Here is a 21035-nt window from a genome sequence, read left to right as displayed (position 1 = left end):
ATGAGCACCTTGCTGATCGATCGCGTCTGCGAACTCGTCGCCACCGGGGAAATGAGCCGGGCCGGCCTCGCCCGCGCCGCCGGTCTCCATCCCAACAGCCTGCGCAATGTCGGCGAGCCCGACTGGAATCCCACCGCCGATACCCTGCTGAAGCTCGAAAAGTTCCTGTCCGCCGGCAATCGCGACGTCATGGCGACGGCCGAGCAGATCATCGACGAGGCGCGCAACGGCCGCATGTTCATCCTGGTCGACGACGAGGATCGCGAGAATGAGGGCGATCTCATCATCCCGGCGCAGATGGCGACGCCCGACGCGATCAACTTCATGGCCAAGCATGGCCGGGGCCTCATCTGCCTCGCCCTCACCCGCGAACGCGTCGACCAGCTCGGTCTGCAACCGATGAGCCGCACCAACGGCACCAAGATGGAGACCGCCTTCACGACCTCGATCGAAGCGCGCGAGGGCGTCACCACCGGCATTTCGGCCGCCGACCGCGCCCGCACCATTTCGGTCGCGATCGACGCCGCCAACGGCCCCGAGCAGATCGTCTCGCCCGGCCATGTCTTCCCGCTCGCCGCGCGCGACGGCGGCGTGCTCGTCCGCGCCGGCCATACCGAGGCGGCGGTGGATGTCGCGCGGCTCGCGGGGCTCAATCCCTCCGGCGTGATCTGCGAGATCATGAGCGACGACGGGACGATGGCGCGGATGGACGAATTGATCGATTTCGCCCGCGCCCATGGCCTCAGGATCGGCACGATCCGCGATCTCATCGCCTATCGGCTGCGGATGGACCGCGTGATCGAGCAGACGGCCGAGGCGCGGTTCGAGAGCCGCTGGGGCGGCGCCTGGATCGCCAAGACCTTCCTCAACAAGGCCTCGGGGCTCGAACAGATCGCCCTGGTCAAGGGAACGATCGACGGCGAGAGGCCGACGCTGGTGCGGATGCACGCGCTCAACCTCCTGTCCGATGCCTTTGCCGAGGCCGGGCCGCGCGGCGGCCTGCTCGAAGGCGCGATGAAGGCGATCGAGGCGCATGGCTCGGGCGCGATCGTCGTCATCAACCGCCCCGCGCCGGGGACGCTGGCCAACGCGCTCCGGGTCCGCAGCGGCCAGGCGGCCGCCAGCGACAAGGAGCAATTGCGCGATTATGGCGTCGGCGCCCAGATCCTCGCGGCGCTCGGCGTGCACGACATGATCCTGCTGACCAACAGCCACCACACGCCGGTCGCGCTCGCCGGCTACGGCCTCGCCATCGTGGGCGAGCAGCCGATCCCCGGCGCGGAGGACTGACCATGGCCCACATCCTGATCGTCGAGGCGCGGTTCTACGCGCATCTCAATGACCTGCTGCTCGCCGGCGCGCGCGCCGCGATCGAGGCGGCCGGCCACACGCACGAGACGGTGACCGTTCCCGGCGCGCTCGAAGTGCCGGGCGCGGTCGCGGCGGCGTCCGAAAGCGCGCGATACGACGCCTATGTCGGGCTCGGCGTCGTGATCCGCGGCGAGACCTACCATTTCGAGATCGTCGCCGGCGAAAGCGCCCGCGGGCTGATGGCGCTCAGCCTCGACGGCCTCGCCATCGGCAACGGCATCCTGACGGTGGAAAACGAGGCGCAGGCCCTGGTCCGCGCCGATCCGGCGCAGAAGGACAAGGGCGGCGAGGCGGCCAGGGCCGCGCTCGCCATGCTCGCCCTGAAGCGGGGATTCGCCGTCTAGGCGACGGCATTCTCCAGCGTCGGATAGTCCGTATAGCCCTCCGGTCCCTGGCCGTACCAGGTCGCCATCATCTCCGGGTTGAGCCGCGCGCCCGTGCGGAAGCGCTCGACGAGGTCCGGATTGGCGAGAAAGGTCCGGCCGAAGCTGATGGCGTCCGCCTCGCCGGCATCGAGAGCGGCCTGGCCGCTCGCGAAGACATAGTCGGAATTGAGCACCAGCGGGCCGCTGAACGCCTTGCGGATATGCGGATGGACCGGGGGCACCTCGGCCTTGCCGAACGTGCCCTCGAAGCCGGGCTCGCGAAGCTCGAGAAAGGCGATGCCGATCTCGTCCAGAACCCGGGCGGCGGCGGTGAAGGTCGTCACCGGATCGCTGTCATTGACCCCTTGGGTGTCGCCATTGGGCGAAAGGCGGACCGCCGTCCGGTCCGCACCGACCGCGTCCGCGATCGCCTGCGTCACCTGGCGCAGCAGGCGCACCCGGTTTTCGATCGGGCCGCCATAATCGTCGTCGCGCAAATTGGTGCCGTCGCGCAGGAACTGGTCGATCAGATAGCCGTTGGCGGCGTGGAGCTGGACGCCGTCGAAGCCGGCGGCGATCGCATTGCGGGCGGCGCGGATATAATCGTCGACCAGCTCGGGAATCTCGTCGAGCCGGAGCGGACGCGCCTCCACATAGGGCTGCCGCCCGTCATAAGTGTGGGCCTTGCCGGGCGCCGTGGTCGCCGAGGCCGAGACCGGCTGCGCGCCGCTAAGGCTCGGGTGAACGACCCGTCCCATATGCCAGAGCTGGGCGAAAATCCGGCCGCCGGCGTCGTGGACCGCGTCGGTCACCGGCTTCCAGCCTTCGACCTGCGCCTCGGTCCACAGTCCCGGCGCATAGGGCCAGCCGAGGCCGGCGCGACTGATCCCCGTCGCCTCGCTGATGATGAGGCCCGCGCCGGCGCGCTGCGCATAATAGGTCTGCATGAGCGCGGTCGGCACATGATCGCGGGTCGCGCGACCGCGGGTGAGCGGCGCCATGAGGATTCGATTGGGCGCCACGATGGCGCCGAGCTTGATCGGGTCGAACAGAGACGGCATGGCCATCCTTTCAATGCTGCGTCGCGGCGGATATAAGGGTTGCAAATCGAAATGCACCAGCCCCGATCGCACCGTTTTGCATTTCCTGCCCTCATCCTTGCCAATCTCGTCCTCGCCGTCGGGCCGTGGATGGTCCGGCTGGCGCGGACGGAGGCGCATATCGGCCCGGTCGCGGCGGGATTCTGGCGAATGGGGCTGGCGGCGCCCTTCCTGATCCTGCTCGCATGGCGGCAGGACGCCGGCCGGCCGCTGCCGCGCTGGCCGTTGATCGCCGCGATCGCCGTCGGCGGACTCTTCTTCGCCGCCGATCTCGCTGCCTGGCATGCCGGCATCCTGCGCACCCGGCTCGCCAACGCCACGCTGTTCGGCAATTTCGCGAGCTTCCTCTTCGCGATCTACGGCCTCGTCCTGATCCGCAGCCTGCCGAGCCGCGTCCAGGCGGCGGCGCTGGCGCTCGCCGCCTTCGGAACGGCGCTGCTGCTCGGCCGATCGTTCGAGCTTTCGCGCGAGCATTTCGCCGGCGATCTGCTCGCGATGCTCGCCGGCGTCTTCTACACCTTCTACCTGATCGCGGTGGATCGTGCCCGCCAGTCGATGGCGCCGCTGCCGGTGCTTGCGATCGCGACCGCCGCCGGCGCGATCCCGCTTCTGATCCTCGCGCTGCAGATCGGCGAACAGGTGATGCCCGACGATTGGACGCCGGTGATCCTGCTTGCGCTGAGCAGCCAGCTGATCGGCCAGGGGCTTCTCGTCTACGCCATGGGCCATCAGCCGCCGCTGGTCGTCGGCCTGTGCTTCCTCACCCAGCCGGTGGCCGCCGCAGCGGTCGGGTGGGCCGCGTTCGGCGAACGGCTGACCGCGGTCGACATTGGCGGCGCGTTGCTCATCTGCGCGGCGCTCGTGCTCATCCGCCTTCCCGGCCGCGGGGTTGCCAGCAACCCGCTCGAAGCCCAATGAGGGGCGCGTGACCGACGCCCTCGACATGACCCTCGACGAGCTTGCCGCAGCGCTCGCGCCGCTGCTGCCGGCCCACGCCGCGTTCGACGGATGGTCGGGCAAGGCGCTGGCAGCGGCGGCGGAGCAGCTCGGGGTTCCGGCGGACCGCGCGGCGCTCGCCTTCCCCGGCGGCGCGCCGCAGATGATCGACGCCTGGTTCGACTCGATCGACCGGGCGATGGCCGCCGCCTTCCCGCCGGACCGGATCGCGGCGATGAAGATCCGCGCGCGAATCCGCGACCTCATCCTCTTCCGGCTCGAGTCGATGCGCCCGCACCGCGAGGCGTTGCGCCGTGCTCTCGCGACGCTCGCCATGCCGCGCCACGCGGCGACTGGCGCCCGGCTCGCCTGGCGCAGCGCCGATCGCATCTGGCGGGTCGCCGGCGACAACGCCGCCGATTTCAACCATTATACGAAGCGCGCCACGCTCATCGGCGTCTACGCCTCGACCAGCCTCGTCTTCCTCGACGACGAGAGCGAGGGTCTCGCCGCCACGACCGCCTTTCTCGACCGGCGGATCGACGACGTCATGCGGTTCGAAAAGGCCAAGGCGCGCTGGCGCCAGACCGCGAAGGCCCTGCCGTCGCCAACTCGTTTCCTGGCCCGCCTGCGCTACCCGGCCGTCTGAAGCCGCATCTCCCGCTATTGATAATCAATCGCAAGGGGGCTAGGCGGATCGCGCATCCGCATGAGGGACCCATGCCCGTCCGCCCCGCCCGTCTTCCCGCGTTCCTCCTCGCCTTCCTGTTCACCGTCTTCGCCCTGGCCGGCCCGGCGCGCGCGGACGAGGGCCCGGTGGAGACCGCCTGGCGGCTGCTCGACTATATGGCGGTGGATTATCCCGGGGCCGTGCAGAACGGGCGCGTCGTCAATCAGACGGAATATGACGAACAGGTCGAATTTTCCGCCTCGGTCGTCGCGCGGATCGCTGCCCTGCCCCCGCGCCCGCAGCGCGCCGCGCTGGTCGCCGAAGCGCGCCAGTTCCAGGCCGCCGTCGCGCGCAAGGCGGGCGCCGATGAGGTGCTGTCTCGGGCGCACGCGCTGGGCGATCACCTGCTCGCCGCCTATCCGGTCCCGCTGGCGCCGGCGACACCGCCAGACCTCAACCGTGGCGCCGCGCTCTACGCCCAGAATTGCGCCTCCTGCCACGGCGCCGACGGCCATGCCGACACGCCGGCGGCCCACGCGCTCGATCCCGCGCCGATCGCCTTCGCCGACCGGGACCGCGCCCGCGAGCGCAGCCTCTTCGCTTATTACCAGGTGATCAGCCAGGGCATCGAGGGCACGGCGATGCAGAGCTGGTCGAACCTGCCGTCGCAGGACCGCTGGGCGCTCGCCTTTTACGTCGCCCGCTTCTCCTATCCCGATTCGCTCGGCAAGCAGGGCGAGGCGCAATGGGCCGGCGATCCCCGGCTGCGTCGCCGAATCCCCGATCTCAAGACGCTGGTCGGCCTCACGCCCGCGCAGCTGGCGAGCGAGATCGGCGCGCAGCGGGGCGATGCCGTCTTTGCCTTCCTTCGCTCCGATCCCGACGTGTTCGATCAGAATCGCGGCGTCTCCTCCCTCGCCGTCTCGCGCGCATTGCTGCGCCAGGCGATCGAGGCCTACCGCGCCGGAGACCGGGGCCATGCCGGCGATCTCGCGCTCCGCGCCTATCTCGACGGGTTCGAGCCGGTCGAAGCCATCCTCAACGCCCGCGACGGCAGCCTCGTCGCCGCGGTCGAGCGCGAAATGGGCGGCCTTCGCGCCGCGATCGCCCGCGGCGCACCGATCGACGATGTCGAAACCCGCGCCGAACGGGTCCAGAGCCTCTTCACCCAGGCGGAAGCCGCAACGGCCCCGTCCACCGCCGACCGCGCCTCCACCTTCGTCGGCGCCTTCGCCATCCTCGTGCGCGAAGGCCTTGAAGCGCTGCTCATCGTCGTCGCGATGATCGGCTTCCTCATCAAGGCCGAGCGGCGCGAGCTGCTGCGCTGGGTCAATGCCGGATGGGTCATCGCGCTCGTCGCCGGCGCCGCGACCTGGTGGGTCGCCCAGCGCTTCATCACGATCAGCGGGGCGAGCCGCGAGATGACGGAGGGGTTCGGATCGGTCCTTGCCGCGCTCATCCTCCTGTTCGTCGGCGTATGGATGCACGGCAAGGCCCAGGCCGGCGCATGGCAGCGTTATGTGAAGGAAAAGCTCGATCATGCCCTGTCGAAGGGATCGGGCTGGTTCCTCTTCGCGCTGGCCTTCATCGCCGTCTATCGTGAAGTGTTCGAGACGATCATCTTCTATGCCGCGCTCGGCGGCGAGGGCCAGAACACGGCGCTTCTCGGCGGCTTCCTGTCGGCGGTGGCGCTGCTCGCGCTCATCGCCTGGGCGATGCTGAAGTTCAGCCGCAAGCTGCCGATCGCCAAGTTCTTCGCCTACAGCGCCATGCTCATCGCCATCCTCGCGGTCGTGCTGGCCGGCAAGGGCGTCGCCGCGCTCCAAGAGGCGGGGTTCGTCGGCGTCCACCCGCTCGACAGCGTCCCGCGCATCACCATGCTCGGCCTGTTCCCGACGGTGGAGACGCTCGGCGCGCAGATCGCGATGATCGTGCTCCTGATCGCCGGCTATCTCTTCGCCGATCGGCGCAATGCGCGGATCGAGGCGGCCCGTGCGAGCGCCTCGACCTGACTTGGCGGACGCGCCGGCTTCGCTTATGCCGATCCGTCACAGGAGAATGAAATGGCCGGCGTGAACAAGGTGATTCTGGTAGGCAATCTGGGCGACGACCCGGAGGTGCGCAGCCTCAACAATGGCGGCGAGGTGGTGAACCTGCGCGTCGCCACGTCGGAGACCTGGAAGGACCGCGACGGCAATCGCCAGGAGCGGACCGAATGGCACCGCGTCGTGATCTTCAACGAGAATCTCGGTCGCGTCGCCAAATCCTATCTGAAGAAAGGATCGAAGGTCTATCTCGAGGGGCAGATCCAGACCCGCAAGTGGCAGGATCAATCCGGCCAGGACCGTTATTCGACGGAGATCGTGCTCCAGCGCTTCCGCGGCGAACTCGTCCTGCTCGACAGCCGCGGCGGTGGCGGCGGCGGCGGATATGGCGATGACGCCGGCGGCTATGAGGGCTCCAGCGGCTTCGGCGGCGGCCAGCGCCAACCGTCGCGCCCGCAGCCCGCCTTCGACAGCGACCTCGACGACGACGTGCCCTTCTGAGCTTGACAGGTGCGTTAGCACAATAATACACGATCCCCGGATCGTCACGGGGGAGGGTATATGCGCGTGCTTTCGGTCGCCCTGAGCGCCGCGATCACTGCCAGCGCCCCCGCCCAAAGCGCGCCATCGTCCCGCGCCGTCGCCGAAAGCGCGGCAGACGTGATCGAGCAGAATTATTTCGATCGCTCGCGCGCCGGCCCGATCGCCGCGGCCCTGCGCGCCGAGGCGCGCGCCGGTCGTTATGACGGGCTTGCGCCCGACGCGCTCGCAACCGCCTTGACGTCGCGCCTCGCCCCGCTCGACCGCCATTTCCGGGTCGCCTGGTCTCCGCCCGGGCCGTCGCGGGCCGCCGAGCCGACCGAGCCCGCCTACGACCATGAAGCGCAGGACCGGCGCGACGGCTATGGCTTTCGCGAGGTGGCCCTGCTGCCCGGCAATATCGGCTATCTCAGGCTCACCCGCTTCGCGCCGATCGACTTCGAACAGCGCGACTGGCCGGCCTGGCGCGCGGCCGACGGCGCGCTAGCCCTCCTCTCACGCGCAGACGCGATCATTATCGATCTGCGCGACAATGGCGGCGGCGATCCATCAATGGTGGGGTATCTGGTCAGCGCGTTCGTCGCGCCCGACGCCAATGTCTACAATGACTTCCATTTCGGTGAGCGCCAGATGAGCGAGCGGCCGCAGACCGCCTCCGCCGCCCGGCTCGAAGCGCCCGTCTATATCCTGGTGAGCGCGCGCACCGGATCGGCGGCCGAATCCTTCGCCTATACGATGCAGGCGGCCCGGCGGGCGACGATCGTCGGCGAGGCCACCGCCGGCGCGGCCAATCCGGGCCGCGATTTCCCGCTTGCGCCCGGATTTTCGATCTTCGTGTCGGCGGCGACGCCGATCAACCCGGTCACCGGCGGCAATTGGGAGGGGACCGGGGTGCGGCCCGACCTCGCGACCCCGGCTGCCGACGCGCTCATGCAGGCGCGGACGGCGGCGCTCGAGACGGCGATCGCGCGCATAGCGGAGGCCGAGCGGATCGACGCACAATGGGCCCTGGACGCGCTTCGCGCCGACGCCGATCCGCAGGGCGGGCCGGCGATCGCGGGCTATGCCGGCGATTTCAGCGGCGCGACCGTCTCGATCGCAGGCGACAGGCTGAGCTACCGGGTGGGCCGTCGGCCCGCGATCCGGCTGGTCCGACTGACCGGCGACATCTTCATCGCGCCGGACGATCCGCGCGTCCGTTACACCTTCCGGCGCAATTCCGCCGGCCGGGTCGACGGGATCGAAATCGACACCGAAAGCGGCGAGCGCTCGTTCAGGTCCCGCGATCCGGCCCGCCGAGCCGGTCCTTGAGGCCGGCCAGCACCCCGAACGGACCGGCCTCCTCCTCGCTTTTCACGCCCGCTGTCCTGAGCGCGTCGTCGGCGCCGGGTGCGCGCGGATAGGGATCGAGGCTGAGCGCGAGCGTCTCGGCCGCCGCCTCGCCGATGTCGATCGCCCCGCCATCGAAGAAGACCACGTCCATTTCCGATTCGCCGAGCTCGATCTCCTCGTCGGGACGGCCAGGGTCCGCGCGGCGAAAGACCAGGTCGAACGGCGCATCGATGGCTGCGGGCACCGGCTCGCCCGTGGCGACGCAACGCTGAGTCGCCTCGGCCTCGATCCGCCCCTCGGCGCGCACATCGTCGCCGTCGCGCCACAGCCGTAGCGACGCGACAAGGCGGCCCAGCGCGATCAGGTCGAATCGCTTGGCCAGCGCCGCGCGCTCGCCCGCATCCGCCTCGATCGCCAGGTCGCGCGCACTCGGCCCGATCGTGTCCAGCGCGACTGGCCGGCTGAATTCCGGATCGCTCATGGCAGCCGGGCCGCCTTGAGATCATCGAGCGTCCGTTCGGCGAGCGCCGCGCGGAACGACGCGAGCCGGCCGGCGACGGCCGCGAGCGCGGCAGGCGCGGGCGGCGCTTCGTGAAAGATGTTCCGGGCCACCGCCGGCGCCAGATCGCCGTCCGGCGCGGCGGCGCGAAAGGCGGCGAGCCTGCCGCCGAGCGCGCTCATCATCCGACCGATATGCTTGCCCACGACATAATCGCCGATGCCGATCTCGCGCAGCGAGGAATCCATGTCGGCGACGAACAATTCGCCCAGGAACACGGCCGGCGCGCGTCCGGCCTCCCCTTCATCCTCGAGCCTCAGCAGCACCAGGGCGGTGAGCGCCGCGATCATGTCGAACCGGCCGTCGATGCTGTCGGGTACCCCGCCGTCGCGATACCAGAACGGATCGCGCCCGCGCGCCACGATCGCATCGTAAAGCGCGCGCCAGGCATCGCGTGGGTCGGCCGTGCCGAATATGCGGCGAAGGACGGAGGTCATTTTCCCTTGGTCTCGGCGGCTTGCGCCAGTCAGGCGATGTCCATATTGGTGAGGCTACGTCAAGTCCGTCCGGCGCTGTCCGGCCCGGGCGTTCAGGAGACTTTGAATGAGCTTGCCGCACGGCGCCCGCGCCTTTCTCGCCATCGCGATGATCGGGGGCGCGTTCCTGGCATCGGGCTGCGCCGAAATCCGCGCGCATAACGGCTATTTCCTCGATCCAGCGCTGTCGCAGGCGATCCAGCCGGGGGTCGACAATCGCCAGTCGGTCACCGGAACGCTGGGCCGGCCGACGTTTGTCGGTCAATTCGACCAGCGCGACTGGTATTACGTCTCTCGCGACACGCGGCAGCTGGCCTTCCGCACGCCGCGCCCGACCGATACGACCGTCCTCCATGTCCGCTTTGACGAAGCCGGCAACGTCCAGAGCGTCGACCGCAGCGGCATGGAGCTGGTGCAGAACATCACCCCCGATCGCGACAAGACGCCGACGCCCGGCACGCACCGCAACCTGCTCCAGGAGCTGTTCGGGAATATCGGCGCGGTCGGCCAGGGCGGCCAGGGCGGCCAGACGGCGGACAACCCGCAATAAGCCACGGAGCAGCGGGTCCGCCCTCAATCGGCGGGCGGCCCCAGGAGTCTCGCCGGCTCAGTGCACGATCTGGCCGGCGGCGAGCACGGCAAGGGTCACCAGATCCGATGCCGACGCGGTCATCGCGGCGATCTGGACGCGATGTTCCATGCCGACGAGCAACGGCCCGATCATCGCCTCGCCGCCAAGTTCCTTGAGCAGCTTGGCCGAGATGTTGGCGGTCTGGAGTCCGGGCATGACGAGCACATTGGCGGGACCGGTCAGGCGGCTGAACGGATAGACCCTGTGCATCGCCGGATTGAGCGCGACGTCCGGCGGCATCTCGCCTTCATATTCGAAATCGATGTCGTCGCGCGCATCGAGCGCCTTCACGCCGTCGCGAATCCGGTCGAGGAAGCTGCCTTCGGGATTCCCGAACGTCGAATAAGACAGGAAGGCGACGCGCGGCTCGTGGCCCATGCGGCGGGCGACGGCAGCGGTCTGGATTGCGATCTCGGCGAGCTGCGCGCCCGTGGGGCGCTCGGTCACGGTGGTATCGGCAATGAACACGGTGTGCGATTGGCCGACGAGGATGTGGATGCCGAAGGGCGTGACGCCCGGCTGCGGATCGAGCGCCCGCCGGATCTGCCGCAGGCTCTGCGAATAGGTGCGGGTCGTGCCGGTGATCATCACATCCGCCTCGCCGGCGGCGAGCAGGAGCGCGGCGAACATGTTGCGGTCCTGGTTCACCATCCGCTCGATCTCGCGGCGGAGATAGCCGCGCCGCTCGAGCCGCTGGTAGAGAAAGTCGACCAGCTCCGGCACCTTGGGATAGTGGCGGCTGTTGAAGACGGTGAAGCTTTCCGGATCCTCGACCCCGAGCGCGCGCAGCCGATCATGGACATCGTCCCGGCCGACCAGCATCGGAATGCCGTAGCCGCCGTCGCGGAACGCCACCGCCGCGCGAAGCACGACATCTTCCTCGCCCTCCGCGAACAGGACGCGGCTCGGATTGTTGCGCGCCGCCTCATAGGCGAGGCTCAGCACCGACGTGGTCGGGTTCAGCCGTGACCTGAGACGGGTGCGATAGTCCTCCATGTCCGCGATCGGCCGCTGGGCGACGCCCGAATCCATCGCCGCCTGCGCGACCGCCGCCGGCACGACCTCCATCAGCCGGGGATCGAAGGGTGCCGGTATGATATAGTCGGCGCCGAAACTGTGGGTCCGCCCGTAAGCAGCGGCGACCTCTTCCGGCACCGCCTCGCGCGCAAGCTCGGCAAGCGCGCGCGCGGCGGCGATCTTCATCTCCTCGTTGATCGCGGTCGCCCGCACGTCGAGCGCGCCGCGGAAGATGAATGGGAAGCCGAGGACATTGTTGACCTGGTTCGGATAATCAGACCGACCGGTGGCGACGATCGCATCGGGCCGCACCGCCTTGGCGTCCGGCGGAGTGATCTCCGGATCGGGATTGGCCATCGCGAAGATGATCGGCTTCTTCGCCATGTCCTTCACCATCTCAGGCTTCAGCGCGCCGGCGGCGGACAGGCCCAGGAAAACGTCCGCGCCTTTCAGCGCCTCGGCGAGCGTGCGTGCATCGGTCTTCACCGCATGGGCCGATTTCCACTGGTCCATGCCCTCTGTCCGGCCTTCGTAGATCACGCCGGTACGGTCGCACATGATGACATTGTCATGCGGCACGCCCATCGCCTTGATGAGCGCCGTGCAGGCGATGGCCGCCGCGCCCGCGCCGTTCACCACCACCTTCACGTCCTTGAACTCGCGCCCGGTGAGATAGCACGCGTTGATCAGCCCGGCCGCACTGATGATCGCGGTGCCGTGCTGGTCGTCGTGCATCACCGGAATCTTCATCCGCTCGCGCAGCGTCTGCTCGATGATGAAGCATTCAGGGGCCTTGATGTCCTCGAGATTGATGCCGCCGAAGCTCGGCTCAAGCAGCTCGACCGCGGCGATGAAGCGGTCGACGTCCTCGGTCGCCAGCTCGAGGTCGATCGAATCGACATCCGCAAACCGCTTGAAGAGGACCGCCTTGCCCTCCATCACCGGCTTGGAGGCGAGCGCGCCGAGATTGCCGAGGCCGAGAATGGCGGTGCCGTTCGAGATCACCGCGACCAGATTGCCCTTGGCCGTATAATCATAGGCCTTGGCCGGATCGTCGGCGATCGCGCGGACCGGCACCGCGACGCCAGGCGAATAAGCGAGGCTGAGGTCGCGCTGGGTCGCCATCGGCTTGGAGGCGACGATCTCGATCTTGCCCGGCCGTCCGCAGGCATGGAAATCGAGCGCTTCCTGCTCCGAAAATTTGACGCTGCTGCCCTCGCTCATCCCTCGCTCCCTCTTGCGCGACCGCTGTAGGCCCCGATCACGCCCAATCGCAAGCGCCGCCTTGCCGGTGGAGCGCGGCAAGGCTGCGTTCAGCCGCACCGCGCTTGTGCTTGAAGCGATGACTCGCGCCCTTTATCCCTGATCCGTGATGGCCAGCGCCGCCCCCCGTTCCCGCGTCCGGCGCTTCGTCGTCGGCGCGATCAAGACATTCGTCTATCTCGCCCTGCTCGGCGGGCTCGCGCTCGGCGTCGCGGTCGCGGTCGCGGTGAACCAGCTTCCGAGCTTCGCCGAGCTTCAGCGCCGCGCCAATCTTGGCCAGATGATCCGGGTTCGCGCGGACGACGGCACCGTCATCCAGACGATGGGCCCGGTTTTCGGCGAATGGCTCCGCTACGATCAAATCCCCCCGGTGATGCGCGATGCAATGGTCGCAACCGAGGATCGCCGCTTCCGTTATCATCCAGGCGTCGATCCGATCGGGATCGTCCGCGCGCTCGAGGTCCGCGCCACGCGGGGCCATTGGGCGCAGGGCGGATCCACGATCACCCAGCAGCTCGCACGCAACATCTTCCTCAACAACGACTTCAGCTTCGGCCGCAAGGTGCGCGAGGCGATCCTGGCGATGGCGCTCGAATGGCGTTTTTCGAAAGACCAGATCCTCGAACTCTATCTCAACCGCGTCTATTTCGGCGGCGGCGCCTATGGAATCGACGCGGCCTCGCGGCGCTTCTTCGGCCACAGCGCGACCGATCTGTCGATCCCGGAGGCGGCGATCGTCGCCGGGCTCGTGAAGGCGCCGTCCAATTATTCGCCGACCGCCGATGCGGAAGCCGCGCGCAGCCGCGCCGGCGTCGTCATGGACCTGATGGTCCAGAACGGCGCGATCACCGCCGCGCAGGCGGCCGCCGCAAATCCCGCCGACGTGCAGCTCGCCCGCCCGACAAGCCGGCAGGACAGCGCACGCTATTTCATCGACTGGGTTCTGCCCCAGCTCGACACGATGATCGACGAGACCAGCCAGCCGATCGACGTGTGGACCACGATCAACCTCAACATGCAGCGCGCCGCCGATCGTGCGATCAACGCCGATACGCCGGCGGGCGCCCAGGGCGCGCTGGTTTCGCTCGATCGCGACGGCGCGGTCCGCGCGATGGTTGGCGGGCGCAACTATGTGACGTCGATCTACAATCGCGCGACCCAGGCGACGCGCCAGTCCGGCTCCGCCTTCAAGCTGTTCGTCTATCTTGCCGCGCTCGAATCCGGCTTCCGGCCCGATACGATGCTGGAGGACGCGCCGGTCACGATCGACGGCTGGAGCCCCCGCAACGACAATGGCCGCTATGTGGGGCCGGTCTCGATGCAGGTCGCCTTCGCTTATTCGATCAACACCGTTGCGGCGCGCCTCGCGCAGCAGGTCGGCACGCGCACCGTCGCCGACATGGCGCAGCGGCTCGGCATCACGACGAGGATCAGCACCTATCCGTCGATGGCGCTCGGGACGGCCGACGTGCGCCTGATCGACATGACACGGGCCTATGCGACCGTCGGCAGCGGCGGTGTCGCGGTCGTCCCCTATGGCGTCCGGCGGGTCACCACCGCCGACGGCACCTTGCTCTACACGCATCAGGCCGATGCCAATCGCGTCCTCCTGCCGCCCTGGGTCGCCGCGGCGATGACGCAGCTGCTTGCGGCCGTCGTCGAGCATGGCACCGGGACCGCTGCCCAGCTCGGCCGGCCGACCGCCGGCAAGACCGGCACGACGACCTCGAATCGCGACGGCTGGTTCGTCGGATTTTCGAGCGGGATCACCACCGGCGTCTGGATGGGGCGCGATGATTCGCGGGTCGTGGGCGGTCTCTACGGCGGACGCGCGCCGGCGCGTGCCTTCCACGATTTCATGGTCACCGCGGTCGCCAATCGCGCGCCCGAACCCTTCGCGACCGAGGCAGCCGCGCCCGATTGGCAGGTCAATCCGGACCAGGAGATGTGGCTCGCCCCACCGGCCGACAATGCGACCCTGCCCCAAGTGGACGAGGACGGCTATCCGATCGCTCCGCAGGACGATGATGATCAGGGGCTCGGCGCCGGGCCGGGTCCGGGAGCCGGTGATGACGGGCCGCCGCCGCTCCGGGACAACGGCAAGCCCCAGGCCGATCAGCGGCTCGACGATGCCTGGCTCGATCGCACCCTGCGCACCCGGCCGCGCCGCCCGCCGGATGCCGCCGGCGACTTCTAGCCGGGGCGCCTTCGGCCGATGCGGTGGAGCGCCGCGCCTTCGCGCTTCAGCCAGGCGCGGGCCGGGGCCGGATCGGCGCCGAGCAGCGTCGCCACCAGGGCGTGGAAATCCGGCCCATGGTTCATGTGAACGAGATGCGCGACCTCATGGGCGACCGTCGCGCGGCGGACGAAATCCGGCGCCATCACCAGCCGCCACGAATAGCGCAGCGCGCCCGAGCTCGCGCAACTGCCCCAGCGGGACACCGGATCGCCGACACTGACGCGCGACGCCATGACGCCGGCCTTGGCCGCAAATTCTCCGGTTTCACTGGAGAGCAGCGTCAACGCCTCTGCCTTCATCCAGCGCAGGACGCGGCCCTCCAGGCTCTCTGCCGCGCCGCCGACGATCAGGCGATCGCCGTCGATCCTGGCCTGCCGCGGATTCGTCTTCGCCCAATCCACCACCAGGGTCCCTCCGCGCCAGGGGATGGTGCAGCCGGGAATGATCGCCGCCGGCTCGGGCATCGCCGCCAGCGTCGCCTCGAGCCAGGCGCGATGCTCGCCGGCCCAGGCGAGCGCCGCCTTTCGCGACGCGCGACGCGGCATGGTCAGCAGCACGGCCCTTGTGCGCGGATCGACCCGCAGCCGCAGCCGCCTGGCCCGCGCGGACACGCGCAGCGTCACCGGTATGTCGCCGATCAGCTCCTCAGAGGAGGCGGTCGACGATGTGATGTTCAAGATCGCCCACTTCATCTTCGCTGACCGTCCAGCCGCGCACCGACACGCCCGCTTCATGCACCGCATCGCGATCGCCGCAAATGAGATAGTGCCATTCGGGCAGCGGCCGGCCCTCGCCACGCAGCCGATAGGCGCAGGTTGAGGGGAGCCAGTCGATCGTCTTCAGGCTGCGCGCGTCGAGCCGGACGCAATCCGGCACATAGGCCTTGCGGTCGCGATAATTGGTGCAGCGGCAGCTGTGCCGATCGAGCAGGCGGCAGGCGACGTTGGTCGGGAACAGCTCGCCCGTCACCTCGTCCTCAAGCTTGTGGATGCAGCATTTCCCGCAGCCGTCGCACAGCGCCTCCCATTCCTTGCGATCGAGCGTGTCGATCGGCAATTCCCAGAAACGCTCCCTCATCGCACCCAGCGATCGAGCTCGTTCGCGATCCCCGCCGGGCCCTGGTCTTCCGGCAGGATCGCCATCGGGCGCCCCTGAGGATCATAAAGCGTGATCATCCGCGAATGATCGACGAGATAGGCATTGGGCGGCGCGCCGTCCGCCGGCGGCTGGGCCTGGTAATAGACAGCATATTCGCGCGCGACGCGGGCGATCTCCGCCGGCGTTCCGGTGAGGCCGATCAGCCGCGGATGGAAGGCGGCCACATAGCGCTTCAGCACCGGCGGCGTGTCGCGCGCCGGATCGACGCTGATGAAGATCGGCTGGACCTTGGCCGCGCGCGTCGGATCGCGCGCCTCGAACTGACGGAGCCCGGCGCCGATCAGCGCGAGATCGGTCGGGCAGACATCGGGGCAAAAGCTGTAGCCGAAATAGACCAGCCGATATTTGCCGGCGAAGGCGGTGTCGCTGACCCGTCGGCCGTCCTGATCGGTGAGGGTGAAGGGCCCGCCCATCGTCGCGCCGGCCAGCGGCGGCTGTTCGACATTTCGCTGGCAGGCGGCGAGAAAGGGGATCGCGGCGAGAAGGCCGAGGCCCGCGAGAGCGCGAAGCGCGCGTCTTTGGATCATGACAGGATCAGCCTTGCTTTGCTAAGGTCCATCAATCAAGTCGTTTAGGCGAAGGGAAAATCAAGCGCATGTCCCGCCGGAATCTCGGAACGCTCGCCGCCGTCCTCCTCGTGGTCGCTGCGGTGCCGGCCCTGGCCCAGATGGGCTTTTCCGAGGCCTATTCCTTCCTGAAGGCGGTGCGCGAGCGCGATTCCAGCACGGTGAACGGCATTCTCGCCAATCCGAGCACGACCGCGATCAACGCGCGCGGCGACGATGGCCAGGGGGCGCTCCACATCCTGGTGCGCGGACGCGACAGCACCTGGCTGAGCTTTCTCCTGTCGCGGGGGGCGCGGCCCGACATTCAGGACAATGAGGGGACGACGCCGCTGATGGTGGCGGCGCAGATCGGCTGGATCGAGGGCGCGGATCTGCTTTTGCGGAACGGGGCCAATCCCAACCTCTCCAATTCGCGCGGGGAAACGCCGCTGATGTTCGCGGTCCACAATGTCAGCCTGCCCATGGTCCGGCTGCTGATGAACCACCATGCCAATCCCAACCAGACCGACAATGTCCAGGGCTATTCGGCCCTCGATTACGCGCGGCAGGACCGGCGGGCCGGCGCGATCGTCCAGGCGCTGAGCGGCCGGGGGATCGGCACGCCGGCGCCCGCCACCGCCGGGCCGCAGCCCCGCTAATCCAGTCCGTCGAGCCCGGGGTCGAGGCTGCCGGCGAGCCGGCGGGCCGCACGGCGGGCGAAGCGCAACGTCTCGGCCTTGCGCCGCGCGGGCGCGAGCGGGCGACAGGCGGCGGCCCGGACGATCGCGGCATCATATCGATCCGCGACGATCAGCCCGGCATGATCCGGCCCGCGCGCCGCATCCTCGAACGGGTCGAGCGCGAATCCGGTCGGCACGGCCCAATAGAAATAATCGCAATAATCGAGATAGTCGGTCCACTTGCCGTCGCCGAGCAGGTCCGCGCGCGACACCTTGATCTCGACGATGGTGAGCACGCCCTTGGCATCGATGGAGACCAGGTCGGCGCGCCGTCCGTTGGGCAACGGCACTTCGCACAGCGCGCATGCATCCTGGCGATGGAACAGCCGCGTGACGCCGCGCGCCACGTCGACCGCCACCATCGGCGCATCGGCGAAGCAGTCGCGAAGCGAATCGGCAGGGGCGGAGGCCATGAGGCGAACCTGGAATGAAACGGGAACGAACGCAAGCCGGTCGCGTCCCTGCAAAAGAGGCCCGCCCCCGGGCACTGGGGGACGGGCCTGGTTCTAGCCGCTTTCGCGAGGCTCAGCGGTAGAAGACGTGGTTGCCGATCGCCGCGACCCGGGTCAGCCGCCAGCCCGGGCGGACCGAGCGGGCATGGAAGAAAAGCGCCCTCGGCGCGCCGCCGTCGGCGAGATCCTGCATCGCGATCTGCGCGATCGCCACGGCGATCCGCCAATCGCGCGAGCCGGCCGGCGGCGTCGGGATGACGCCGCGGCGGACGAACGAGAACTGGCCCGCCTGGCGGACCACGCCGCAGACGCTGGACGGAAAGCGGCCGCCGGAATGGGCGCGGTTGAGGATGACGTCGGCGACCGTCAGCTGGCCGGCGAGCGGCTCGCCCTTGGATTCGTAATAGACGGCGCGGGCGAGGCAATCGGTCTCCTCGTCCGGCGTGTCGGTGGCGCTGTAATCGCTCACAAGGTCGGCGAGCGAGCGCTCCGGCTGCGCCGCCTCGGCATCGTCATCGCCGTTGTCGGCGGGAATCTGCGCGACGGCATGGATCGCGACCGGCGCCGGCGCGTTGGTGCCAACGGAAGGAGTCGATCCGGGAAGGTCGTTGAGTCCAAGCGCCGGGGCGCTGAGCGAGGTCGCGCCGTGCTCGGTATAGGGAATGCTGGGCGTCGCATCGGATTCCGAAGCGATCGAAGGGCCGGCAAGCCCGGCCGCAGCGCAAATGGAAAGCGCCACCGCGGTCGCAGCCGCGGCGCGATAGGAAAATCGCATTGAAACTCTAGTCTGTGCGGTGCGGCGGTCTTACGCTGGATGGAAAGGCCATCCTGATCGCCCCCCGTCTCGCGTGAGCTGGATCCCTGAACTCTGGGATATGCCCGGCCCGCGCTACCTGCCCGAAGTGCTCGGTGGGGCTAGCCGGGCCGGTGTGCGGGCGTCAACAAAGCGCGTTCATTTCAGCGGCGAACCGTTCGCTCGACGCGATATCCAGTTCAATCAGCCACAGATCAGGATCGGCGCGCCGCCGCCGATCCACCCTCGCATTGAAATCCTGTTCATTATCAATGTGTTGGATAGATTCGGTCCAGACGTAGCGACCGTCCGGCGCGAGCTCGCGTTCGAAAAAGCGCGCATTTGCGCCCTTTTCGAGCAGAACGACCCCGATCGCCCCGGCCGTTGCGTCGCCCTTTTCGAGCACCGTGCCGAAGCCGCCCTGCTCCTCGGCCAGCCGGATCAGCGCCGATACCAGGACATGGCTCGCCAGGCGCGCGCTCATCCGCCGGGCCGATAGCCGTCCAGGCTGGTGAGCGGGATGTGGGACCGCATGAACGTGCCCGTCCCGCGCCCGGCCTCCTCGCCATCGTCCATGAGCAGGCGCGCTTCGCCCACAAAGACGCGGCGCTTGCCACTGACCCATCGCCCTTCCGCGGTGATCCTTCCCTCGCGGATCGGGCGGGTGAAGACCAGGTTGAAGGCGGTGGTGAGCAGGAAGCGATCGGAGACGAGGCTGTTGCACGCATAGAAAGCGGCATCGTCCATCATCTTGAAATAGAGCGTGCCATGCGCGGCTCTCGCGGCATGGAAGGTGTCCGGCGTCACCTCGAACGTGATCCGCGACCGGCCCGGCTCGAGGATCTCGAGGCTGGATGGGAACAAGGCGTTGATCGGCGCCGCCCGGTAGAGCGATTCAAGCGCTCGGAAATGAGCCGTCTCGCCGGCCGCCTCAGGCGGCATTCAGCGCCTCCTCGCCGGCCAGCAGGGCATAGATCGCGTCCTTCGAACGCGCGCCCCGAAGCTTTGCGAGCACCTGCTTGTCTCGGAACGTCCGGCTGACGCTGGCCAGCGCCTTCAGATGATCGGCGCCAGCGTCAGGCGGCGAGAGCAGGAGAAAGACGAGGTCCACCGGCATGTTGTCGACCGCCTGGAAATCGATCGGGCTCTGCAACCGGGCGAAATAGCCGAACACGCGATCCAGCCCGGGGACCTTGCCGTGCGGAATGGCGCTGCCATTGCCGAAGCCGGTCGATCCCAGCTTCTCGCGATCGCTCAGCGACGTCACGATCGCCTTGGGCGCGAGACCCGAGAGACGGCCGGCGGCGGCGCCGAGCTGCTGGAACAGCCCCTTCTTGTTGGCTGCGACGAGATCGTCGTCGATGGCCTCGATCGAAAGCAGCTCGGAAAGATCGTTCATAAGGCACCGAGGACCCGGCGGGGTCCGTTGAATGGAGGGATCGGGGTCGGGCTCAGGCGCTCATTGTCGCGGCTCGACCCAGCCGATCGTCCCGTCGCCTCGTCGGTACACCATGTTGAACGCGCCGGTCGCCCGGTTGCGGAACATGAGGGCGTTGGTGTTCCTGAGATCGAGCAGCATCACCGCGTCCGACACGCTGGCGCTCGGAATGTCGACGCTGGTTTCGGCGACGACCGGCGGATTGTCGACCGGCTCCTCCTCTTCGGGCGGCGGCGCGAAGACGGTATAGGCGGCGTCGATCGCCCGGGAATCCGCTTCCTCGGCGAGCGCGGCCTGGCCGGATCGCGCCTTCAACCGGCGCTTGTAACGGCGCAGCTGCTTCTCGATCCGATCCGCGGCCTGATCGAAGGCGGGATGGGCGGTCGCGCCGGCGCCGCGTCCCTTGAGAACCACGCCGGGCGGCACGTGCGCGACGATGTCGCAGGTGAAGCTGTGATCGTAAGGACCCTTGCCGAAGGTCACCTGCGCCGAAATCGCCCGCGCGAAATATTTGTCGGCGATCGCCTGCAACCGCGAATCGACCTCAGCCTGCAGCGATTCGCCGGTGTCGATCTGATGGCCGGAAACCCGGATATCCATGACCTGCTCCAGTCCTTCCCACCCGATCCATGTGGGACCGGGCCGGCGCGAGGTCAACCGCGCGACTCGACCCGGTGCCAGATCGGATCGGCCATCGCGGCCAGGAATGCGCTGTGTCGTTCAAGCTCCTCCGTGCTCGGCGCGTGAGGCCGGGGCGGGCGGATCGTGACCGCGGTCAGCACGGGCGTTTCCACCCTTGTCTCTTCGACGATCGTCTCGGCGACGAGGCCGAGGCCGAGCCCGATCTGGCGGCCGCCGGTAAGCTCGACATAAACCTGGGCAAGGAGCTGCGCGTCGATCAGCGCGCCATGCTTGACGCGAAGCGACCGATCGACGCCGAAACGCGAGCACAAGGCATCGAGGCTATGCTTGGCGCCGGGGAATTTCTGCCTCGCGATGGCGAGCGTATCGATCATCCGGCTGTGGCAGACGGTCGGCCGCCCGCAATTCCCCAGCTCGTGATTGATGAATCCGAAATCGAACGACGCATTGTGGGCGACGAGCGGCGACTCGCCGATGAAGTCGAGCAGGTCCTCGACCAGCTCGTCAAAGGCCGGCTTGTCGGCGAGGAATCGGTCCGACAGGCCGTGCACCGCTTCCGCCTCGCTCGGCATGGCGCGGCCGGGATTGAAATAAGCGTGGAAGGTCCGCCCCGTCTCCACCCGGTTCACAAGCTCGACGCAGCCGATCTCGACCAGTCGGTCGCCATTGGCCGGAGACAGGCCGGTTGTCTCGGTATCGAAGACGATCTCGCGCATCCGACTC

Annotated in this window: 24 protein-coding genes; 10 read left to right on the top strand and 14 right to left on the bottom strand. The window is 68.5% G+C overall.

Features of this window, described 5'->3' with window-relative positions; genetic code table 11:
• The gene (ribB, locus tag FRZ32_RS06305; RefSeq protein ID WP_147042718.1) at positions 1–1290 is read left to right on the top strand and encodes a 3,4-dihydroxy-2-butanone-4-phosphate synthase; all 1290 of its coding nucleotides are present in this window, start codon (positions 1–3) and stop codon (positions 1288–1290) included.
• Between the two features lie 2 nt (positions 1291–1292).
• Entirely contained in the window at positions 1293–1715 is a 423-nt protein-coding gene (gene ribH, locus FRZ32_RS06300; RefSeq protein ID WP_147042717.1) for a 6,7-dimethyl-8-ribityllumazine synthase, read from the top strand.
• Here the strand turns inward: ribH and FRZ32_RS06295 are convergent.
• Entirely contained in the window at positions 1712–2797 is a 1086-nt protein-coding gene (locus FRZ32_RS06295; protein ID WP_147044358.1) for an alkene reductase, read from the bottom strand. The genes ribH and FRZ32_RS06295 overlap by 4 nt on opposite strands.
• A 51-nt stretch (positions 2798–2848) precedes the next feature.
• Between FRZ32_RS06295 and FRZ32_RS06290 the strand changes: the two genes are divergently transcribed.
• From FRZ32_RS06290 to FRZ32_RS06270, 5 genes are all read left to right on the top strand, one after another.
• On the top strand, positions 2849–3754 hold the full coding sequence (locus tag FRZ32_RS06290) for a DMT family transporter (protein WP_147042716.1): 906 nt from the start codon (positions 2849–2851) through the stop codon (positions 3752–3754).
• 25 nt (positions 3755–3779) lie between these two features.
• Positions 3780–4421, top strand: coding sequence for a COQ9 family protein (locus FRZ32_RS06285; protein WP_147044357.1), 642 nt, complete (start codon positions 3780–3782; stop codon positions 4419–4421).
• Between the two features lie 71 nt (positions 4422–4492).
• Positions 4493–6454, top strand: coding sequence for a cytochrome c/FTR1 family iron permease (locus FRZ32_RS06280; protein WP_147042715.1), 1962 nt, complete (start codon positions 4493–4495; stop codon positions 6452–6454).
• A gap of 51 nt (positions 6455–6505) precedes the next feature.
• Complete coding sequence (ssb, locus tag FRZ32_RS06275; RefSeq protein WP_147042714.1) at positions 6506–6988, top strand: single-stranded DNA-binding protein; 483 nt, start codon at positions 6506–6508, stop codon at positions 6986–6988.
• A 60-nt stretch (positions 6989–7048) separates the two neighbouring features.
• Positions 7049–8338, top strand: a complete 1290-nt coding sequence (locus tag FRZ32_RS06270; protein ID WP_147042713.1) for a S41 family peptidase — start codon at positions 7049–7051, stop codon at positions 8336–8338.
• Here FRZ32_RS06270 and FRZ32_RS06265 read toward each other — a convergent pair.
• Positions 8301–8840 (bottom strand): YceD family protein, encoded by a 540-nt coding sequence (locus FRZ32_RS06265; protein WP_147042712.1) that lies wholly within the window; start codon positions 8838–8840, stop codon positions 8301–8303. The genes FRZ32_RS06270 and FRZ32_RS06265 overlap by 38 nt on opposite strands.
• Positions 8837–9355, bottom strand: a complete 519-nt coding sequence (locus FRZ32_RS06260) for a ubiquinol-cytochrome C chaperone family protein (protein ID WP_147042711.1) — start codon at positions 9353–9355, stop codon at positions 8837–8839. The genes FRZ32_RS06265 and FRZ32_RS06260 overlap by 4 nt, the downstream gene beginning before the upstream one ends.
• 106 nt (positions 9356–9461) lie before the next feature.
• Here FRZ32_RS06260 and FRZ32_RS06255 point away from each other — a divergent pair, with 106 nt between their 5' ends.
• The gene (locus FRZ32_RS06255) at positions 9462–9944 is read left to right on the top strand and encodes an outer membrane protein assembly factor BamE (RefSeq protein ID WP_147042710.1); all 483 of its coding nucleotides are present in this window, start codon (positions 9462–9464) and stop codon (positions 9942–9944) included.
• 57 nt (positions 9945–10001) lie between these two features.
• Here FRZ32_RS06255 and FRZ32_RS06250 read toward each other — a convergent pair whose 3' ends face one another.
• Complete coding sequence (locus tag FRZ32_RS06250; protein WP_147042709.1) at positions 10002–12266, bottom strand: NADP-dependent malic enzyme; 2265 nt, start codon at positions 12264–12266, stop codon at positions 10002–10004.
• Positions 12267–12414: 148 nt separating this feature from the next.
• On the opposite strand from FRZ32_RS06250, the gene FRZ32_RS06245 reads away from it, so the two are divergent.
• Positions 12415–14502 (top strand): transglycosylase domain-containing protein, encoded by a 2088-nt coding sequence (locus FRZ32_RS06245; RefSeq protein ID WP_147042708.1) that lies wholly within the window; start codon positions 12415–12417, stop codon positions 14500–14502.
• Here the strand turns inward: FRZ32_RS06245 and FRZ32_RS06240 are convergent.
• From FRZ32_RS06240 to FRZ32_RS06230, 3 genes are read right to left on the bottom strand one after another with little or no spacing between them, the layout of a single operon-like run.
• Positions 14499–15236, bottom strand: coding sequence for a M48 family metallopeptidase (locus FRZ32_RS06240; RefSeq protein WP_147042707.1), 738 nt, complete (start codon positions 15234–15236; stop codon positions 14499–14501). The genes FRZ32_RS06245 and FRZ32_RS06240 overlap by 4 nt on opposite strands.
• The gene (locus tag FRZ32_RS06235; RefSeq protein WP_147042706.1) at positions 15190–15621 is read right to left on the bottom strand and encodes a YcgN family cysteine cluster protein; all 432 of its coding nucleotides are present in this window, start codon (positions 15619–15621) and stop codon (positions 15190–15192) included. The genes FRZ32_RS06240 and FRZ32_RS06235 overlap by 47 nt, the downstream gene beginning before the upstream one ends.
• Positions 15618–16229, bottom strand: a complete 612-nt coding sequence (locus FRZ32_RS06230) for an SCO family protein (protein WP_147042705.1) — start codon at positions 16227–16229, stop codon at positions 15618–15620. Before FRZ32_RS06230 ends, FRZ32_RS06235 begins: the two co-directional genes overlap by 4 nt.
• Positions 16230–16297: 68 nt before the next feature.
• Between FRZ32_RS06230 and FRZ32_RS06225 the strand changes: the two genes are divergently transcribed.
• Positions 16298–16906, top strand: a complete 609-nt coding sequence (locus FRZ32_RS06225) for an ankyrin repeat domain-containing protein (protein WP_147042704.1) — start codon at positions 16298–16300, stop codon at positions 16904–16906.
• Here FRZ32_RS06225 and FRZ32_RS06220 read toward each other — a convergent pair.
• The 7 genes from FRZ32_RS06220 to dnaQ form a co-directional block, all read right to left on the bottom strand.
• Positions 16903–17400 (bottom strand): MmcB family DNA repair protein, encoded by a 498-nt coding sequence (locus FRZ32_RS06220; RefSeq protein ID WP_147042703.1) that lies wholly within the window; start codon positions 17398–17400, stop codon positions 16903–16905. The genes FRZ32_RS06225 and FRZ32_RS06220 overlap by 4 nt on opposite strands.
• A 112-nt stretch (positions 17401–17512) precedes the next feature.
• Entirely contained in the window at positions 17513–18214 is a 702-nt protein-coding gene (locus FRZ32_RS06215) for a cell wall hydrolase (protein ID WP_147042702.1), read from the bottom strand.
• A gap of 163 nt (positions 18215–18377) precedes the next feature.
• Positions 18378–18716 (bottom strand): DUF1491 family protein, encoded by a 339-nt coding sequence (locus FRZ32_RS06210; protein WP_147042701.1) that lies wholly within the window; start codon positions 18714–18716, stop codon positions 18378–18380.
• Positions 18713–19174 carry a PaaI family thioesterase gene (locus FRZ32_RS06205; RefSeq protein WP_147042700.1) on the bottom strand — a complete coding sequence of 154 codons (462 nt, stop codon included), beginning with the start codon at positions 19172–19174 and terminating at the stop codon, positions 18713–18715. The genes FRZ32_RS06210 and FRZ32_RS06205 overlap by 4 nt, the downstream gene beginning before the upstream one ends.
• Positions 19164–19631 carry a PTS sugar transporter subunit IIA gene (locus FRZ32_RS06200; RefSeq protein WP_147042699.1) on the bottom strand — a complete coding sequence of 156 codons (468 nt, stop codon included), beginning with the start codon at positions 19629–19631 and terminating at the stop codon, positions 19164–19166. Before FRZ32_RS06200 ends, FRZ32_RS06205 begins: the two co-directional genes overlap by 11 nt.
• A gap of 60 nt (positions 19632–19691) precedes the next feature.
• Positions 19692–20270, bottom strand: coding sequence for a ribosome hibernation-promoting factor, HPF/YfiA family (gene hpf, locus FRZ32_RS06195; RefSeq protein ID WP_147042698.1), 579 nt, complete (start codon positions 20268–20270; stop codon positions 19692–19694).
• 53 nt (positions 20271–20323) lie between these two features.
• Entirely contained in the window at positions 20324–21028 is a 705-nt protein-coding gene (gene dnaQ / locus FRZ32_RS06190) for a DNA polymerase III subunit epsilon (RefSeq protein ID WP_147042697.1), read from the bottom strand.
• Positions 21029–21035: the final 7 nt, after the last annotated feature.

The sequence above is a fragment of the Sphingosinicella ginsenosidimutans genome (assembly GCF_007995055.1).
In the GTDB taxonomy this organism is placed as follows: Bacteria; Pseudomonadota; Alphaproteobacteria; order Sphingomonadales; family Sphingomonadaceae; genus Allosphingosinicella; species Allosphingosinicella ginsenosidimutans.
The sequence above is the reverse complement of the archived record's forward strand: the minus strand, read 5'-3'. Positions and strand labels throughout refer to the sequence as shown.

Excerpts from the sequence above, each read along its gene's own strand:
- ribB (WP_147042718.1), top strand. The coding sequence starts at position 1 with ATGAGCACCTTGCTGATCGATCGCGTCTGCGAACTCGTCGCCACCGGG.
- ribH (WP_147042717.1), top strand. The coding sequence starts at position 1,293 with ATGGCCCACATCCTGATCGTCGAGGCGCGGTTCTACGCGCATCTCAAT.
- FRZ32_RS06295 (WP_147044358.1), bottom strand. The coding sequence starts at position 2,797 with ATGCCGTCTCTGTTCGACCCGATCAAGCTCGGCGCCATCGTGGCGCCC.
- FRZ32_RS06290 (WP_147042716.1), top strand. The coding sequence starts at position 2,849 with ATGCACCAGCCCCGATCGCACCGTTTTGCATTTCCTGCCCTCATCCTT.
- FRZ32_RS06285 (WP_147044357.1), top strand. The coding sequence starts at position 3,780 with ATGACCCTCGACGAGCTTGCCGCAGCGCTCGCGCCGCTGCTGCCGGCC.
- FRZ32_RS06280 (WP_147042715.1), top strand. The coding sequence starts at position 4,493 with ATGCCCGTCCGCCCCGCCCGTCTTCCCGCGTTCCTCCTCGCCTTCCTG.
- ssb (WP_147042714.1), top strand. The coding sequence starts at position 6,506 with ATGGCCGGCGTGAACAAGGTGATTCTGGTAGGCAATCTGGGCGACGAC.
- FRZ32_RS06270 (WP_147042713.1), top strand. The coding sequence starts at position 7,049 with ATGCGCGTGCTTTCGGTCGCCCTGAGCGCCGCGATCACTGCCAGCGCC.
- FRZ32_RS06265 (WP_147042712.1), bottom strand. The coding sequence starts at position 8,840 with ATGAGCGATCCGGAATTCAGCCGGCCAGTCGCGCTGGACACGATCGGG.
- FRZ32_RS06260 (WP_147042711.1), bottom strand. The coding sequence starts at position 9,355 with ATGACCTCCGTCCTTCGCCGCATATTCGGCACGGCCGACCCACGCGAT.
- FRZ32_RS06255 (WP_147042710.1), top strand. The coding sequence starts at position 9,462 with ATGAGCTTGCCGCACGGCGCCCGCGCCTTTCTCGCCATCGCGATGATC.
- FRZ32_RS06250 (WP_147042709.1), bottom strand. The coding sequence starts at position 12,266 with ATGAGCGAGGGCAGCAGCGTCAAATTTTCGGAGCAGGAAGCGCTCGAT.
- FRZ32_RS06245 (WP_147042708.1), top strand. The coding sequence starts at position 12,415 with ATGGCCAGCGCCGCCCCCCGTTCCCGCGTCCGGCGCTTCGTCGTCGGC.
- FRZ32_RS06240 (WP_147042707.1), bottom strand. The coding sequence starts at position 15,236 with ATGAAGTGGGCGATCTTGAACATCACATCGTCGACCGCCTCCTCTGAG.
- FRZ32_RS06235 (WP_147042706.1), bottom strand. The coding sequence starts at position 15,621 with ATGAGGGAGCGTTTCTGGGAATTGCCGATCGACACGCTCGATCGCAAG.
- FRZ32_RS06230 (WP_147042705.1), bottom strand. The coding sequence starts at position 16,229 with ATGATCCAAAGACGCGCGCTTCGCGCTCTCGCGGGCCTCGGCCTTCTC.
- FRZ32_RS06225 (WP_147042704.1), top strand. The coding sequence starts at position 16,298 with ATGTCCCGCCGGAATCTCGGAACGCTCGCCGCCGTCCTCCTCGTGGTC.
- FRZ32_RS06220 (WP_147042703.1), bottom strand. The coding sequence starts at position 17,400 with ATGGCCTCCGCCCCTGCCGATTCGCTTCGCGACTGCTTCGCCGATGCG.
- FRZ32_RS06215 (WP_147042702.1), bottom strand. The coding sequence starts at position 18,214 with ATGCGATTTTCCTATCGCGCCGCGGCTGCGACCGCGGTGGCGCTTTCC.
- FRZ32_RS06210 (WP_147042701.1), bottom strand. The coding sequence starts at position 18,716 with ATGAGCGCGCGCCTGGCGAGCCATGTCCTGGTATCGGCGCTGATCCGG.
- FRZ32_RS06205 (WP_147042700.1), bottom strand. The coding sequence starts at position 19,174 with ATGCCGCCTGAGGCGGCCGGCGAGACGGCTCATTTCCGAGCGCTTGAA.
- FRZ32_RS06200 (WP_147042699.1), bottom strand. The coding sequence starts at position 19,631 with ATGAACGATCTTTCCGAGCTGCTTTCGATCGAGGCCATCGACGACGAT.
- hpf (WP_147042698.1), bottom strand. The coding sequence starts at position 20,270 with ATGGATATCCGGGTTTCCGGCCATCAGATCGACACCGGCGAATCGCTG.
- dnaQ (WP_147042697.1), bottom strand. The coding sequence starts at position 21,028 with ATGCGCGAGATCGTCTTCGATACCGAGACAACCGGCCTGTCTCCGGCC.